Here is a 16,283-nt window from a genome sequence, read left to right on the forward strand (position 1 = left end):
ACCCGGCGGAATTGTCGGGCGCCGGTGACCGCCGGCCAGGGGTGAGGGCAACGGCGCACCACGGGTCGCACACAGACTAAAGGCCCGGGTCCCGCCCACGGTGCCGAATGAAGATCACAGGATGGTCACGGCCGCGGGGCGGCGATGCCCGGCAGGGTCGTCAACGAACAGCCGGCGACGGCGACAATCGCCTCAGATGACCTGCGCGCGCCGGGGTGGGTGGGCGTCTGCGGTGTCCGGACTTCCACCGGGGCGCCCGTAGTCGTCATCGGTGAGCAGTCCCAGCGACTTCGCGCGCTGGAGAGCATCTTCGCGGGCATGTACCCCGAGTTTGCGATAGATGTTGCGCACCTGGGACTTGACCGTGTTCTCCGAGACGAACAGACGCCGGGCCGCCTGGCTGAGCGGCACGCCGGTGGCGATCTGGCGCAGCACCTCCAGTTCTCGTTCGGAGAGCCGGACGGGTTCGCGCGGCTCGGGGAAGACCTCCGCGCCGGCGGTCACGGCCTGCAACACGCCCGGCGGGACCACGTGGGGAAACTCCTGGTCCAAGTTCACCAGGTCGGCCCTTGGCACCAGCGCGAAGAACCGCACGATGCCGGAAATCTCGGCCAGGCTGGCCGCCGCCTGGAGTTCGTCGCCAGCAACGTCCATCCGGTGCAGGCGACGCGCTGCGCAGGCTCGGATGAGGTGGAGTTGCAGACTGTGCCGGATGTCGGCGACCGACAGTCCATCCATGTGCTCGGTCATCGCCAGAACTGCGTCATAGCGCCCCTCGAACAAGGCGAGCCGGGCCCGGCATACGATCGCCCAGACCTGCTCGGCGTCGACGCCTTCCAGCGCCCGGTAGGCGCGCTCGAACTGGCTACGAGCAATGCACAGGTCCACGATGGCGTTGCGGGCCGCGGTTCCGGTGATCCGGGCTCCGTGGCGGTGAGGCGTCAACGTCGCGAGCGAGCGTTCCAGCATCGACAGGGTCTCTTCCTGCAGCCGCGCATCCCCCCGGTGCAGCGCGTATCCGGCGTGCAGATACTGCTGGATCGCATCCAGCCCGGGCAGCGCTGGGACGTCATCGACCGGTGCGGGCTCGGTGTCACCGGCCTCGAGTCGGTCCCCGGCGATGACCCCCCGGACGAGCACGCTCGCCAGGCGTTCCAGATCAGCCGGGGCGCCTCGGGACGGAAGCCCGGCCACCCGATCGAGCCACTTCTCGGCGGAGTTGAGATGTCCGAGCATGGCCAGGCACAACGCCAGTCCACTACCGGCTTCACGCTTGGCGCCGGTCATCCCCCGCTCCCGGGCCCACTGGTAGGCCTGCCTGAAGACATAGGCGGCGCTGGGCACATCCCTGGTCAGCAGCAGAGTGATGCTCCACTGCAGCAGCATTTCGGGCATCTGCTCCAGCACGCTGTCCGCCCACGCCGATCGCTCAACGCCCTGGCCGGATTGCTCCATCACCTGCCGGAACGCCTCGTACTCCCCGGAGACGCGCATCTGCAGGGTCTGGCTCAGGGTGAGCCGCTGGTTCTCATAGCGCGCGGCGAAGTCGACATCCATGTGGCCGGAGCGGAACGCTTGCCAGGCGCGCTGCCTCGTATCGACGTTCAGGATGTAGTCCCGCACGACCAGGAGTTTGGCACTGGCGCGCACGACCTCGTCGGGGAACTTGCGCAGGGTCCACCTGGCCTCATCGGGAGACCCGGTGACGAACTCCAGCCAGTAGTCCTCCACGAGGACGGCGGCTCGTTCCCAGTCCTCGGCTTCGACGAAGTGGACGATGGCGGGCTCGGCGACGTTCCGCCGGTCATACCAGTCTGCCAGGATGCGATGGGTGTGGCGGTAGTTCACCGGGTCATTGCGGCGGGTGACGGCCTGGACCGCGGCACGCAGTCGCGGGCGGATGCGATAGGCCTGCCCGTCATCGGATTGCACCTGGTCGATGATCCCCGCCTGGTGGATCACCGGGAAGACGGTCTGCCAGTTGTCCTGGCCGATCAGTTTCTGGCCGAGGTCAGGGCCGAACGTTTCCGCGCAACTGAGCGCCGCCAGCACCGGCCGGAAGCGCTGCATATCCGGATCCTCCAAGACGATCCGGCAGTACCGCTCGATGCCGTGCCAGTCCGGGACCAGCGCGCCATCGGCGTCGCGCGACCCATCACGCAGGAGTGCACGGATCACAGCGGGCCAGCCGACGACTCCCTCGGCGATTTCGCGGGCTTGGGTCCGGGTCATCGTGTATCCCGCCTCGGTGGCCATCGTGACGACACCACGAGCGTCCAGAGCGAGTTGGGGCATGCGCAGCACGGCGGACTCCGCGTGGGCATTGGCGATCGCCACGATGGCCCGCTCCATCCGCACCATGACCACCAGGCGCAGCCGTTCGAACTGGTTGAGCAACTCACCCAATGCGTCGTCCACACTCTCGTCGCTGACGTAGGTGAAGTTGTCCAGCACGAGCGTTGTGGGCTGCAGCGTACGGCCCAGGACCGCGTAGATGAGCGTCAACGGGTCGGTCCCGGCCGGCGGGCTCGTCCCGGTCAGGGCGCGGTGCACCTCGGACCAGAACTGCTGTGGGTCGGTGGCGTGCATCGGTAGGCCCACCCAGACATAGCGGGTGTGCGCCCCGGTCTGCCCGCGAACCCAGGAGGCGACTGCGCTGGTCTTACCGAAGCCCCGCGGGGCGCACAGGACCGCGATCGCGGGGGCCTTCTCCATCGTCTCGCGCACAGCGCGGCTGATGACGATGGTGGAGGCGACGCGCGGGAGGCGGGGTGGCTGGCGGGTTGCGGCTTCTTGCTGGAGCTTGCGTTTCAACCGCGATCAGCCTTCATATTCGGTGTGGACGCCACCCCGGCCCGCGACGTCCAGTGCCTCGTTTCGGCTCGCAACACCAAGTTTGCGGTAGATCGAGCGCAGATGCGTCTTGACGGTGTTGGCCGACAGGTCAAGGGATCGGCCGATCCCGACGGGCCCGGCGTGCCGCTCCAGCGCCCGCAGGATCTGTGCCTCCCGCATGGTCAGCGTCGGCAAGTCCGCCACGTCGGCGGCATCGGCTTTGACCGCGTTCGGGTTGGTGCCCGGCCACAACCCGTGGGCCCCGGGCATTCCGTCCGCGAGCATGTCGAACACGTACCTGTGCATCAGTTGGAAAGGACGGCGCTGCCCGGTCGCCCGCGCCAGACGAACGGCACTCTGGAAAGCCTGGCGCGCCTCGCTCTGGGCATTCATGGCATGCAGGGCGCTGGCCATGATCACCATGGACTCCAACTGCGATCGCAGAGAACTACCCGGGACCGAGAGTGAGCGCCTGGTCAGTTGGACGGCCTGACGGTAGTCCTGTCGGGCATTGTGCACTTTCGCCTGAGCGGCCCAGGCGATGGCATTGTCGCCGAGTTGGTCTGCCACCTCACCGGCTACCCCGACCATCCGGGCGATCAACAGCAGTTCGACCAGCACGCTCTGGAGCACCGTGTCGGCCAGAGAGTTTCTGGGGACGTGCCGCAGCGCCGCCCGCAACTTGTTGGCTTGGCGGAATACCTCCTCAGGGTCGTCGGCGAAGGCAGCGTAGTGGGCACGGGCGAACTCCCCCACCACCCATAACTCGGTGCGGTGACGTGGCTCGACGATTGCGGCCACTCGCATCGACGCGTCCGGTGCGCCGGCATCCACCGCGATCATCGCCTCGGCGAGGCGTACGGCGACGCCTGCCAGGTCATTGGGATCAACGACGTGACTATCGGCCAGGTGCGACTGCAGCGCGGCGTCCTGCAGGGCGGTGCGCGCAAGGTCCGGCTCGCCGGCCAGCGCATGCACAAGTGCGACTCCGGAAGCACCTAACGTGGTCGCCTTGGTGCCACCCTCCAGACCGAGTTCACGAGCCTGACCGAAGGCGTAGATCGCGGCGTCGTGGTGGCCGCTGAGCATCGCGGCGACGCCCCACTGGACCAGCACGATGGACTCCGCATCGGCGGTGTCGGCAGCGCCACCTGCCTCACTGATGGCGTCGGAACGGCTCAGCAGGGCCTCGGGCACCGCCCAGGTGTGTCCACTGGCCAGTCGCTCGTGCATCGCCGCAAGGTGCTGGCGGGCCACGCGGATCCAGGGGTCGTGCTGACCGTGTGGCATCGGGATGTGGTGAATCGCCTGGACGAGAGTCTGCGGCGCTTCGGTCAGCAAGTGGAACCACTGCCGGTCAATGAGGTCCAACGCGGTGGCCCACTCCTGGGCATTGACGGCGTGCATCAACGCCTCCCCGGGGTCCTGCTCAGCCCCAGGGGCGGCCAGTAGCGCCCGGTGCACCTGCCGGCCGATATCCGGCGCGGACTCGGTCATCACCTGCAGCAGTGCCCGGCGAATCGCGGCCGGATAACCATATCGGACGGCACCTGCGACCCGGTCCTCCCAGAGCAGGCCGGTGTTCCGGATGTGGGCAAGTATCGCGGCGGCATCCTGGTCCGAAGCACCGTCGTCAGTCTTGGGGGTGATCACCCGGAGCAGGTCGATGTCGAACCAAGCCGGAACCGCGGTACGCAGCAGGAAGGTGCGAATATCGCTGAATCGCAGGTCCAGCACCATCGCGCCGATGTACCCCTGAATCAACTGCTCGTCGATACCGCCCTCGTTCGTGGCGCCCCGCAGTCCCGCCCGAATTGCCGCGGGCCAGCCGCCGAAGTCGGTGCTGACCTGTTGCGCCCGTTCCCAGGAGAACTCCAGGCCGGCCATGGCAGCCAGTTGCTGCACCTGCTCAGGACGCATGCGTAGATCGGAGGGACCGACGATGCTGCCATCGACCGACAGGCTCCCCATCGTCTCGAGCGACCGGAGGGTACGCCCGGCGGCCACCAGGTAGAACTGGTCGTTGTTGCGCACCAGTTCGATCAGGTCGTCGTCGATCTGGGTAGCACCCTCGGTCAACCCGGCCTCGTGGAAGTTGTCCAGCACCAGGCGCAACGGCTGTCGCAGCGCGCCGATCCCATCGAGCACCCGGCTACGGGCGTCCTCCGCACCGGCCCCTTCGGGGAGCGTGCCGGCACCGCGCAGAGCCTTCTCGAGGACGACCCAGAACTCGACTTGGGTGTTGCTCCGGGCATCCAGGGGGCAGTACACCGCCGTGGCCGCGTCGGTGTAGTTGCGCAGCCAGTGCACCAGCACAGCCGTCTTTCCGAAGCCGCGCGCGGCTCGTAGCACCGTCAGCGGTTGGGCCTCCTGGAGTGTCTTAAGAGCGACGTCGCTGACCATCGCGGGCTCGGTCACCCGCGGCAACCGACCGAAGACGTTCGATGCCGTGCCAAGAGCGGACATTCAGCACACGCCTGATTGCAGTGGTGCCGGCGACTCCGAGCAGCACCGCACCCGCAGCCGGTCCGCCGTAGCGGACCGCCGATTCTGGGCCGTCGCTGCCATTGTGATTGTCCTACCCCCGATAATCATGTGTTCCTCACCTGCTCGCGACCCCGCAAGCGGGGTCACTCTCTGCTATAGTCCGCTGCCCTTGACCGCAAAGCAAGAGTCATTGCCCAACCTGAGGGAATTCTTTGCGTTTTCATTTGATGCTCAGTCGCTCTCCTGGACCACGGCGACGGGCTCAGATCGTGTACAGAGCGCGGTGCGCCATCCCGTGGGCCACGCGGACCTACTGCTCCCGCGACATCTGCCTTCGATCCGATGCTGCGCGACACGCTCCATTCGCATCAAATCGCCAGCAGACACTCCGCCAACGATCCTTGACTGATCCTATGGCCTCCGTTACCACTTCGGGCGCACGGGGTCACGTTTTGCGGGTGAATCCGGGCCCTGAGGGGGGTGATATCCCATGCGGCGGAGGGTGAGCAGGGGGTGAGGGGGCGGGTCACCCGCTACTACGGGCGGGCCGGCTTCGACCTGGTCGCAGGCGCGCCAAAGCGCGCTGATCGGCACTGCAGTGAGGAGCCCGCTTACGGGCCGACCTCGAGCCGCGCCTCCGGGCATGGGCGGCATCGGGGCTGAGTCCAACTTCGCTGCCGGTACTAAGGACACCGCTGATCCACATGCGGAACACTGAGCACATGCGCGGAATCATCCTGGCCGGCGGGTCCGGCACACGCCTGCATCCGATCACCCTGGGAGTCAGCAAACAACTTGTCCCGGTGTACGACAAGCCAATGGTTTACTACCCACTGAGCACGCTGATCCTGGCCGGGATCCAGGATGTCCTGGTGATCACCACCCCGCACGACGCCGAACAGTTCCACAGGCTGCTCGGGAATGGCTCGCAGTTCGGTATCAACATCTCCTACGCGGTTCAGCCCGAACCGAACGGGTTGGCGCAAGCGTTCGTCCTCGGTGCCGACTTCATCGGCGATCAGAACGTCTCCCTAGTCCTGGGCGACAACATCTTCTACGGCCCCGGACTCGGCTCCCAGTTGGCCCGGTTCGAACGAGTCGAGGGCGGCGCTGTCTTCGCCTATCGGGTTTCCGATCCCACGGCCTACGGGGTGGTGGAGTTCGACGAGGCCGGCCGGGCGCTCTCTCTGGAGGAAAAGCCTGCTCGTCCTAAATCGAACTATGCGGTGCCGGGCTTGTACTTCTATGACAACGACGTCATCGAGATCGCCCGGAACCTGCAGCCCTCCGCCAGGGGTGAGTACGAGATCACCGACGTCAACCGAACCTACCTCAGCCAGGGGTCACTCCAAGTCCATGTCCTGCCGCGGGGTACCGCCTGGCTGGACACCGGTACCTTTGACTCACTGCTCGCCGCTTCGGACTACGTCCGTACGATCGAGCACCGGCAAGGGTTGAAGATCGGGGCGCCGGAGGAAGTGGCGTGGCGGCGGGGCTTCCTGACCGATGAGGAACTCCGCGAACGCGCGGAGCCGCTACGCAAGTCCACCTACGGTGACTATCTCCTGGGATTGTTGGACTCCCCGATGACCTCACCGACCAGTGCGTGAACCCCAGACGAATGACGAGGCCGCTGCCATGACCGTCCGTGCACGTCCTTCGATCAAGGAGAACCACGCTCGACTCAAGTTGGCGCAGAAGCCGGCGAAGGGGGCCCCGCTCTACTCCTTGATGGTCAATCGTCCCGCAGGCCGCGCCCTCGCGGCAGCCGCCCATCGTGTGGGCCTGACCCCCAACCAGGTGACACTGGTGAGCGCCTTGTTCACCTTGAGCGGTATTGCGGCGGTCGCACTTCTCGAGCCCAGTTTTCCCGCCGCACTCATCGTCACCACTGCCCTCGTCATTGGCTATGCCCTCGACGCAGCTGACGGCCAACTGGCCCGCTTGCGTGGGGGCGGCAGCCTGACAGGCGAGTGGCTTGATCACGTCATCGATGCCTTCAAAGCCGCGACCATCCATCTCGCAGTGCTCATCATGTTGTACCGCATGGATGTCGCGGAGGAATGGCTCGTCGTACCTTTGGTGTTCGCCGCGGCCTACGTCGTCGAATTCTTCGGAATGCTGCTGACCGATCTACTGAGCCGCAACGCGCAACTCCGCCTCGGAAAGCCGGCACCAGGCCCCGCGAAGAGTTCAACCCTGATGTCAGTCATGAAACTGCCGACCGACTATGGTGTGCTCTGCCTGTCGTTCCTGCTCCTTGCCGTGCCGGTAGCGTTCCTCTGGTTCTATCTGTTGCTCGCAGTAGCCAACGTGGCATACACCGCGCTCGTCCTCATCGTCTGGTACCGAAAGCTTCGAGTACTCGACGGGGAAGTCTCGGCGCAGTCAAACCCTGGTGAGGCCGATCGCTGAGAGAAGGCCACGCGCGTACCTCTCCCGGGAGAAGGACTGCCTTGCCTGAGCGGCATCCATCGCAGCGAGTTCCCGGAATCGGACCCAGTCAGACTCGATCGTCATAACGGCGGACGCAATCGCTTCCGAGTTCCCGACCGGCACGGCGATCCGAGCCTGAGCCTCCTGTGTTGCCTCCTTGAGACCAGCGACGTCGCTGACGATCAGGGGCCTTCCGGCTAGGGATGCTTCAACGGCAGTATTTCCGAACGACTCGTCCACCAGCGATGGGATCACAACGAGGTCGCAGTCGGCGAAGTGCGGCCACACGTCGGACTTGAACCCTAGCCACGTCACGCGGTTCTCCAGGTCCAGGCGCCGGACCTGTTCATGCAGTCCTACCTCGAATGCCTCGTTTCCGGGGAACACCGCGCCCAAGAGAGTCAGGTGCACCTCCAGGCCGCGGTCGAGGAGCAGCCGGATCGCCTCGACCACCAGTTGCGGGCCCTTTCGCTCGGAGAGCCTGCCCACGTAGAGAATGCGAACCGGTGCCGACAGTACGTCCCGGGCCGCGGTCACCTCGTCCGGGCTCACCACCGCGTTGTAGACGGTCGATGCTCGACGGCGAAGCCATGGAGCCGATTTTGCGAGGACCCCGAGTGTGAATCTGCTGTTGACCACAACTCCGTGGCAGAAGACCAGCGGAAGATAGAGGGCTCTGCGCAGGAGCGCGGGCGCCGTGCTCTCCGCCTCATGTACATGGCACACCACGCGGCACCGACGCATCCGTGCCAGCGGGAGCCACAGTGGCGGTGTGATCGTGTTGACCAGGACCGTACCGGCCCCGGTGTCACGCAACAGACGCCAGGACGGCACCAGGCTGGTGAAGGCCTCGCGAGCAAGTTGAGCCAGGCCGCGGACCGACAGCAGGCCCCGTCGCATGATCGGGGTGGCCTGCTCCTTCACGGTTGCACCGGCGTCCTTCAACAGAGCGACTAGCGGTCCAGGTCCGGGAACCACGACGACGGCACGATAGCCGGCACCCACCAACGCTCTGACACTCTCCAGGACCATTCGGTCCGAGCCGTACAGGTCAGCACCCGGATTGACGATCAGAACCGTGTTCGGATCTCGAGCCACTAGTCGTGTACCCAGTACTTATCGACCAGTTCTCGGGTGCTGCGGATATTCCGACGCGAGGAAGCCCCGAACACGATGGCCTCGATATTGGGTTGCTCGCAGACCCATTGGATCGCCTCGTCGGCCGGGATTGCGCCCGAGGCGTAGACGGACATCGCGACCGCGCGGAAGTCGTGCGACTCCAGCGCTGTCCGGTAGGCGTCCATACCCCCGGACATCCGGAACCCGATCTTGTTGATATTCGCACAGATCAGCGGCGAGGAAATTCCTTGCTTCTCCAGGCGCTGCGCCAGGAGCGGCAGATTCATTGTGATGAAGCCTGGTTCGGCGTTGTACTTGTTGCGAACGTGGTCGGCAAAGATTCTGAATGCCTCATCGAAGCCGAGCCCTAGCAACAGGTCTGTGACGACGTTCTGCAACCAGATGACGGGGGTCGGAACACCTCCGAACATCTTCATCTCCGCATCGATCAACAGCGTGACCATGCCCTCGATGTCTCTCCCCACCAGCGAAGAGGTTCCACGCATCGCCGCATCTATCAGCCCGGTATCGGGGAGGAACTGCTTCAACGCGCCGACCATGCCATCAGTCGTGACGGCGTTTGCGTACTTGTGGGCGTAGGGCATGCCAGGAAAGAACGTGAATTCCGGAAAGTCCTCGCGCCTTTCCGCAAAGTATGAAGCCACCTCGCCTATCCGGTCGTGGGTGGTGCACATGAAGGTGCGCACTCCCTCTTCGTAGGCATCGACGAGCACGTCGATCACGGCGTCGGTCCGCTGGAAGCGCATCTGCTGTTGACGCGCCTTCTCCTCAGACATGTGGTTGACGCCGAAGAACTGGTTGTCGCCGAAAAGTAGCCTGTCCATGACTTGCTCCCTCACTTCTTTCCGGTCAAGAGCGCGCGCATTCGCCCGCCCCGTGAGCGTTCGGTGGGCGGATCTGCCGAGACCGCATCGCTGATCAGCACTGATGGTCCTGCTTTGCTGTCCGAGATCATCCGTTCGATCAGACGGTCCGTCTCCACGGCGGTAGCGAAGGTGTTAGTGCCGTCAACGAGTCCGTCGCGTACCCGACCCACGAAGTGCTCAAGTTGAGCGGTGTATTCCTCGCCACGCAGATAAAAACTCACCGGCTCGGTCAGTTCCGTCGTATAGCGCACGTTCCAGCCACTGGTATAGCCCTCGGGGATCGAGGTAGTGTCGCGCAAATAGACCTGAACCTCCTGTCGGTCGGCGAAGATCCGCCCACCGGTACCCCACAGCGTGATCCGGGTGGTCATCTTGCGCACGGACTCATCCGACCAGTTGACCGAGACCGAAACTGTCCGGCCCTGCGGGTAGTAGAGGGTGGAGGCCACCTCATCGTCGATCTCCGCGGAGAACACGCTGTTGAGGACGGTGCCACCAACCCCCACAGGCTCGCCCAGATACCAGTTGATGAGATTCAGCGGGTGTGCCGCATAGTCATACAGACACCCACCACCCTCGTTGCTCTTGCTTCTCCAGGTACTGCCTTCTTCCTTCAGGACAACCGGGCCGTATGCCTCGGCCAGACCATGGGTGACAGTGCCGATAGCGCCTGAATCCAGGAGTCGCTTCACCTCGGCAAAGGCCCCGACGAATCGGTTGTGATAGCCGACCTGTGTCACCAGGTTGCGTTCCTCGGCTAGAGCCACCAATGCCTCCCCATCGGCTGTGCTGAGGCAGAATGGTTTTTCACAGAAGACCGCGACGCCGGTCGTCAGGAGTTGACGGACCATCGGTGCATGCAGACGCGAAGGGGTCGCCACGATCGCCGCGTCCGGCGTCACCTCAGCGAGCATCTTGTCGACGCTCGTATAGGTAGACAGGCCGGTGTACTTCTTCAGCACACCGAGCAGGTATGACGAGGCGTCGACTATGCCGACCACCTCAACCCCGGGTAGCGCACGCACCATCGCCAAGTGGGACATCCCCATTTTTCCCAAGCCGATAACAGCCACTCTCACCACGGTCAACGCCTCTTTCGGTCGGTCTTCGCTCGTGCGGGCAGATGGTCTTCGAGCAGTTCCCGATACTGCTCGGCGACGGCGTGCCAGGTGAACTCAGCACGATAACGCGCTCTGCTCGCCCGGCTCATTTCGGCAAGGTCGTCCGTGGATTCCAGGAGGCGGTCAAGGAGTCGGGCGACGTCGTCCGAAGTGTTGAAATAGGCTTGCCCGTCTCCGGCCACCCAGCGGTTGTACGGATTATCCTGCGCTATCACGGGATTGCCTGCCCCCAACGCCTCCACCAGCGAGGGATTCGTACCCCCGACTGTGTGGCCGTGCAGGTACAGCGCGCTATGGAATCGCAGCGGCTGCACGATAGCCGGGTCGAAGATCGCACCCGCAAAGATGACGTCCTCCGAAGCTGCTGCGAGCACCGCAGCGTGGTAGTCGTCCTTCTGAGGTTCGTACGTACCGAGAATCACCAATTTGTGTTGACGGGGTCTCGCTGAGAACCCTCGCACAATCTCCAAGATCGAGTTCTCTGGGATCGGGCGACAGATCAGACTGAGGTAGCCACCGGGCTCAAGGCCAAGGTCACGGACAGGCGTCTCATCGGCTGAGTCCACCTCGTCGGCCCCATACGCAATCATCCTGATTTTGCGCTTCGGGGCGCGGGTCCAGAGGTATTTCTCAATCTCCGGGTGATCCGCGATGAGGTGGTTTCCCACGGCGGCCGAGAACCTCTCATTGATGTACAGGATGGCCTGCCTGAAGAAGCCCCAACGCGCACGGGACCACTCGATCCCGTCCATATTGATGACCATCGGTATGCGTTTCAGCCGCTGCCAAGTATTGAAGATGCCGGTGTTGTAACCGAAGATCAGGCAAAGGTCCGGGTGCGCGCTGGAGTGTTTCACGCTGCGAAAGTCAAATAGGGACGTTCCGCGCCATCCCGGGAGATTCACCGGGATGTTGACCCGCTCCATCCCTTCCCACTCGTCATAGGTGATGTCACCCTTGCCGTCCAACTGACAATAGACGATCACCCGCCAGCCTTGGGCGCGCAGATGCAGGCCGACCTTCTCGGCCGCCGTCTCGAAACCCCCATAGCCTGCGGGAACCCCGTGAGTGCCGAGAATCCTTACCGTCGGGCGCTCATCCAAAGAAGCGCTGACTCTCCCCCGCTGCTCCATCGACAAAGGCCAGACTCCTTCACACGCGCAGATCTCGGAACAACCCCCAGACGGAGTTGCGGTGCAGGACTCAGGGTGACGGTGCCCAGACTGACCTCGTGGCTCGCTTGACTCCACTCCGCCACGTATACCCTCCGTTGAACTGCGCGACGGCGACTAGTCACCGACGAATCTGTCCCACCGACATTTGAGTCATTCACGCCATTAGGGCGTGGTGGCCATAGTATCTGGTCGCTTCGGCCATTCGCTACGAAATGCCTGACGTATCTGATGTCAGCACCGACTCGTCAGACGCGGTTTGGCAACGCCAGAATCTGTCCGGCGAGTTCGCGGGCGTCTTGTTGCGCTGCTCTCAGGCCGGATACATGAGCGCGAGGCTTCAAGAGATGCACATCGGGAATGTCAAATGGGTCCACCGGCACTCGGCGCGTCCTCCGCGTGCGCGGGGGTGTGAGCACGATTAAGCCCCGGCGAGCGTTGAGTAGCGCGGCGTAGCGACGGGCAACGCCATCGCATGGTCCGGGTTCGGGCATCCAGGGTGGCTGTTCTTCCAGTCGGCCGAGCAGTATCGCCTCACGGACAGTGAACGTCCACGCCCGCGCTGCCGGCGCCATCTGGGCGAGGATGCCGCGCTCCAGGGTCGTGGCCGTGAGAATCAAATCAGAGTTGTGAATGCTGCCCGGCTTTACGGGACTTGCAGTGTGCTTGTGATCCCGGGGCTCGACCAAAGCAGTTGCCACCGCACACATTTCCGCACCGTCGACCGCCTGGGTGCCAAAACTCTCGACGGACCAGCTCGCACGTGTCCGCGGTGGCAGCGTCTCATCGAAAGTCGCAGCGAGGAGAGGGGATCGGCAGACATTCATCGCGCAGACGAACGTGACTCGGTCCTGCACAGACCACCTCCTACCTCCATCGTCGCCTCACTAGCCTAGCCGTGGCGGTGACGGGCAAAAAGCGGCCCAAGCACTCAGCGCGACTTCGCATCGTCCAGAGAGTACGTAGCCATGGGTACGGCGTTCGGACCACTCTGGGGGACTCTATTGAGCACAATTCCGAGTACCCGAGCGTCAACAGTGTTCAGCATCTCCAGAGCCCGCGCGACGTCACCCCGTGAGGTGCCCTTGCGACCGGAGTTCACCACGACGATCGCCCCCGCAGCCCTCTTCGACAAAACAGCCGCGTCTGTGACGGGCAGCAGCGGTGGCGTGTCGACGATCACAACGTCGTACGCTTCTTCCAACGCCTGCAGCAGGACTTCCATGTTCTCACTGGAGGCGAGTTCGGACGGGTTCGGCGGAATCGTACCCGCTAGGATCACGTCCAAACGCGGTCGGTAGTCCTGCTTAACAGACCGCCAACCGAAGTTTCCAATCAGTACGTCTGTCAGACCCACAGCATCTTCAAGTCCGAGGTACTCGCCAATGCGCGGTCTGCGCATGTCGGCCTCTACTAGGCAGACTCTCTGACCACCCTCAGCAATGACGGCCGCCAGGTTGATTGAAGTCAGGGTCTTTCCCTCGCCCATAGTCGCTGAAGTTACGACGTAGGAGCGATGGTCCGTGGGAATTTCGATGAACTGCAGGTTAGTCCTGAGGCGTCTGATCGCCTCGGCGCGTACTGAATTGGCGTTCAAGGCTGAAACCACAGGAGCCTGGTCTGCTCTCAGGTCCACGGGAATCGCGCCGACCAGAGGTGTGGTAGTCAACAACTTGATGTCACGCTCACCCTTAACCCGACGATCCAGTGAGTCGCGCACAATGGCGCCCGCGAATCCAGCCGCCAATCCGAGGAGGAGTCCGAAGGGGAGATTCAACTGCGGCTGGGGCGTGACGGCTGAGGTGGGGGCGCGGGCCGGGTCAATGACGGTGATCCGTACGACCGCTGTCTCGTCGGCTCGCACCGGCTCCAGGAGGAGTGCTTGCGTGATGAACTCCTCGGCGATGGCATTCGCTGTATCAGCGGCATCCTCTGCGGAGTCATCCTGCACGGTGATCCGGACGACGACAGTCTCGGGGACCACCGACGCATCCACGCGTAGGGACAACTCCGCGACGGTCTCGGTCAGACCCAGATCATCGATCACGGGGGCAAGAACCACCGCTTTATCAACGATCTCCACGTAGGACTTCACTCGGTCGAGGAGGAAGTTCGATCCCTGCATGAGTTCAGAACTGGTGCTTCCCACCTCGGGTGCAACGAATAGTTCGGCTCGCGCCTCATACCGTGATGGTGTCAAGTACGTGATCGCACTAGCAGCCAGGAGCCCGAGTAGCACGCCGGCCGCCACGATGCGCCAGCGGTGACGTACCACACGCCAGTAATCCCTCAGTTCCACACAGTCTCCTGACCGACCGGGATCCGTCGCGCGCAGCCCCCGATCTCGTGTCTCTCTTGGAGAACATTACATTGGCCGGACTTACCCTCAGCGCACGGCCGCCCGGCAGACATCCAGCAGGAAGCCGGGTGTAGCCCGATCCGCTCAGTGGCCGCAGCATCTGGAAACGACAAGACCTTCGGGCTCCGGGCGTCTATCAGACCGGCGACCCATCACTTCATTCGACCACATGACTTTCCGAAGATGTTCGGCTGGGTAACTGCTGTGCGCTGCCCGTCAGAGATATCAACATAAAGACCAGGAAGGACGGGGTGCTATCGAACATGCCGCTTTCGAGGAGGCTACGTACCGTCAGCAATGCCAGTGCCGCCACGAGAAAGAGGCGCGCAGGACGGGAGGCCCGGAGGGAAGTCACAGCAACGACGACGAGCCACAGCAACAGAATGACGACGCCGATGAGCCCAACCTGGACCAGCGCGGAGACCCAGGTGCTGTCCAGTAACTGCACGTCCCACCATTGATCCTGGACCGGGATTAACTTCTGTGCCAATCCCATGCCGGTCCAGCGCGCCCAGAAGGTCTCGGGAAAAGACCAGGCGGCTGACCAGGCGATCGTCCGGGACGACAAGGTCGTCACTTGGTCCGCGCCACCCCGCAGGAAGTATCCATCCAGCAATTCGCTCGCGAAGACTAGATAGAACCCCAACGGAATAGTCGCGACAACTGCGGTTGCTACCAACCGGTTGAGCCGACGCGCTTGCAACAGCATGACGGCTAATGCCAGGAGCGCGGCAGCCAGGCCCGTTCGCGATCCAGTGAGCCAAAGGGCACCGAATCCGAAGAACAACAGCACCACATGATGCCCTTTCATTCCCTCGTTGAGCGCAAGCCATGTAAGACCAATCAGCGAAACGGCAAGGAGGAAAGCGAGTTCATTCGCGTGCAACGGTGGGACCCCACCAAAGAGCCTGCCATTCATCCCGAACGACGGAAGACCCGTCAAAGCACTGATGGCCGCAACGAGAAGCATTGCTCGCACGAGATTACGGACGAGCACCTCGCGCGGGAACACCCGTGCGAGGAAATACAGAGTCATTCCCACAAGCAGCACCCTCAGCGCGAGCACAGCTGACGGAACCAGTTGACCCGCTGCATGTGCACCCATGACGGAAACCACCAGATACGAGAGAAGGAAAGCAATAGAATGTCCCCGTACCGGAATCAAAATCGGGCTCGCCTGCCGGGCGAACCATGCCATGGTCAGGGCAATCAGACTAAGTGCGGCCTTTCCAGCCACCACCGGGTCCACTCCCCCTGAGTAATAGACACCGCGTCGCCAACTGACCGTCGCGATCACCAACAGCAGGACTGTGGTGAAGCACAGGCGTCGATTGGAGCCGCGTCGCACCCCAGGTGCTGAGGCGGCCAGAGTGCTACTCACGATCCTCCCAGGGCCGCTCTAACCAGCCCGTCGCAGACATCGTCAAGCCTATCCTTGTCGGTCCGTCAACGCTGTATCTCCGAAGGGGTTTCAGGGCTCTTCCGGTTTTAGAGTGCATTGATCCGGGTCGCCAGTTGGCCGGAGTGCAGTAGGCAGCGCAGGACGTAGTGGTCGAAGTTGCGGAACCCTAGGGCGATGCCGCGTAGGGCTTCGAGGCGTCCGTTGATCGCTTCGACGGGGCCGTTGGAGGCTCCGCCACGGTCGAAGAACGCCAGGATCTGGTCTCGTTTGCGCCAGAGCGTGCGGCCGAGTTGAGCGAGTTCCTCCAGCCCCTCGGGTAGCCCGCGCCGGAGCCTGGTGATGAGGGCCTGCATGCGCTTCTTGCCGGCGGCCGGATCTGGGTGTTGGTAGGCGCTGATGATGTCCTGGTAGATGTGCCAGGAGACCTCCAAGGCCGCGTGGTCCTCGTGTTCGGCGAACAGCCGC

Annotated in this window: 12 protein-coding genes; 2 read left to right on the top strand and 10 right to left on the bottom strand. The window is 63.6% G+C overall.

Annotated features, from left to right (window positions below; all coding sequences use genetic code 11):
* Nucleotides 1-192: 192 nt before the first annotated feature.
* The gene (locus ACO0LV_RS16460) at nt 193-2,814 is read right to left on the bottom strand and encodes a LuxR C-terminal-related transcriptional regulator (RefSeq protein ID WP_424789005.1); all 2,622 of its coding nucleotides are present in this window, start codon (nt 2,812-2,814) and stop codon (nt 193-195) included.
* 6 nt (nt 2,815-2,820) lie between these two features.
* Entirely contained in the window at nt 2,821-5,301 is a 2,481-nt protein-coding gene (locus tag ACO0LV_RS16465; RefSeq protein WP_424789006.1) for a LuxR C-terminal-related transcriptional regulator, read from the bottom strand.
* A 743-nt stretch (nt 5,302-6,044) separates the two neighbouring features.
* Here ACO0LV_RS16465 and rfbA point away from each other — a divergent pair.
* Together rfbA and ACO0LV_RS16475 are read left to right on the top strand one after the other, a co-directional pair.
* Nucleotides 6,045-6,932, top strand: coding sequence for a glucose-1-phosphate thymidylyltransferase RfbA (gene rfbA / locus ACO0LV_RS16470; RefSeq protein WP_424789007.1), 888 nt, complete (start codon nt 6,045-6,047; stop codon nt 6,930-6,932).
* Complete coding sequence (locus tag ACO0LV_RS16475; protein WP_424789008.1) at nt 6,925-7,737, top strand: CDP-alcohol phosphatidyltransferase family protein; 813 nt, start codon at nt 6,925-6,927, stop codon at nt 7,735-7,737. Before rfbA ends, ACO0LV_RS16475 begins: the two co-directional genes overlap by 8 nt.
* Here the strand turns inward: ACO0LV_RS16475 and ACO0LV_RS16480 are convergent.
* The 8 genes from ACO0LV_RS16480 to ACO0LV_RS16515 all read right to left on the bottom strand — a co-directional run.
* Nucleotides 7,711-8,790, bottom strand: coding sequence for a glycosyltransferase (locus ACO0LV_RS16480; RefSeq protein ID WP_424789009.1), 1,080 nt, complete (start codon nt 8,788-8,790; stop codon nt 7,711-7,713). The two genes, ACO0LV_RS16475 and ACO0LV_RS16480, sit on opposite strands and share 27 nt — an antisense overlap.
* Before the next feature lie 65 nt (nt 8,791-8,855).
* A complete protein-coding gene (locus tag ACO0LV_RS16485) occupies nt 8,856-9,722 on the bottom strand; it encodes a hypothetical protein (protein WP_424789010.1) in 867 nt (288 codons plus the stop codon).
* 11 nt (nt 9,723-9,733) lie between these two features.
* Nucleotides 9,734-10,837 carry a Gfo/Idh/MocA family protein gene (locus ACO0LV_RS16490; RefSeq protein ID WP_424789011.1) on the bottom strand — a complete coding sequence of 368 codons (1,104 nt, stop codon included), beginning with the start codon at nt 10,835-10,837 and terminating at the stop codon, nt 9,734-9,736.
* An 11-nt stretch (nt 10,838-10,848) separates the two neighbouring features.
* Nucleotides 10,849-12,018, bottom strand: a complete 1,170-nt coding sequence (locus ACO0LV_RS16495; protein ID WP_424789017.1) for a DUF1972 domain-containing protein — start codon at nt 12,016-12,018, stop codon at nt 10,849-10,851.
* 287 nt (nt 12,019-12,305) lie between these two features.
* Nucleotides 12,306-12,914, bottom strand: coding sequence for a hypothetical protein (locus ACO0LV_RS16500; protein ID WP_424789012.1), 609 nt, complete (start codon nt 12,912-12,914; stop codon nt 12,306-12,308).
* Nucleotides 12,915-12,988: 74 nt separating this feature from the next.
* Nucleotides 12,989-14,356, bottom strand: coding sequence for a polysaccharide biosynthesis tyrosine autokinase (locus ACO0LV_RS16505; RefSeq protein ID WP_424789013.1), 1,368 nt, complete (start codon nt 14,354-14,356; stop codon nt 12,989-12,991).
* 217 nt (nt 14,357-14,573) lie between these two features.
* Entirely contained in the window at nt 14,574-15,797 is a 1,224-nt protein-coding gene (locus ACO0LV_RS16510; protein WP_424789014.1) for an O-antigen ligase family protein, read from the bottom strand.
* A 107-nt stretch (nt 15,798-15,904) separates the two neighbouring features.
* Nucleotides 15,905-16,283, bottom strand: a 379-nt coding sequence (locus ACO0LV_RS16515) for an ISL3 family transposase (protein WP_424787810.1), incomplete at its 5' end; no start/stop codon positions are given.

It is taken from the genome of Pseudactinotalea sp. Z1739, assembly GCF_049725055.1.
Classification (GTDB): domain Bacteria; phylum Actinomycetota; class Actinomycetes; order Actinomycetales; family Beutenbergiaceae; genus CALKWS01.

Bases quoted from the DNA above. Each gene is read 5' to 3' on its own strand.
- ACO0LV_RS16465 (WP_424789006.1), bottom strand. From the start codon at position 5,301: ATGTCCGCTCTTGGCACGGCATCGAACGTCTTCGGTCGGTTGCCGCGG.
- ACO0LV_RS16485 (WP_424789010.1), bottom strand. From the start codon at position 9,722: ATGGACAGGCTACTTTTCGGCGACAACCAGTTCTTCGGCGTCAACCAC.
- rfbA (WP_424789007.1), top strand. From the start codon at position 6,045: ATGCGCGGAATCATCCTGGCCGGCGGGTCCGGCACACGCCTGCATCCG.
- ACO0LV_RS16480 (WP_424789009.1), bottom strand. From the start codon at position 8,790: ATGGTCCTGGAGAGTGTCAGAGCGTTGGTGGGTGCCGGCTATCGTGCC.
- ACO0LV_RS16495 (WP_424789017.1), bottom strand. From the start codon at position 12,018: ATGGAGCAGCGGGGGAGAGTCAGCGCTTCTTTGGATGAGCGCCCGACG.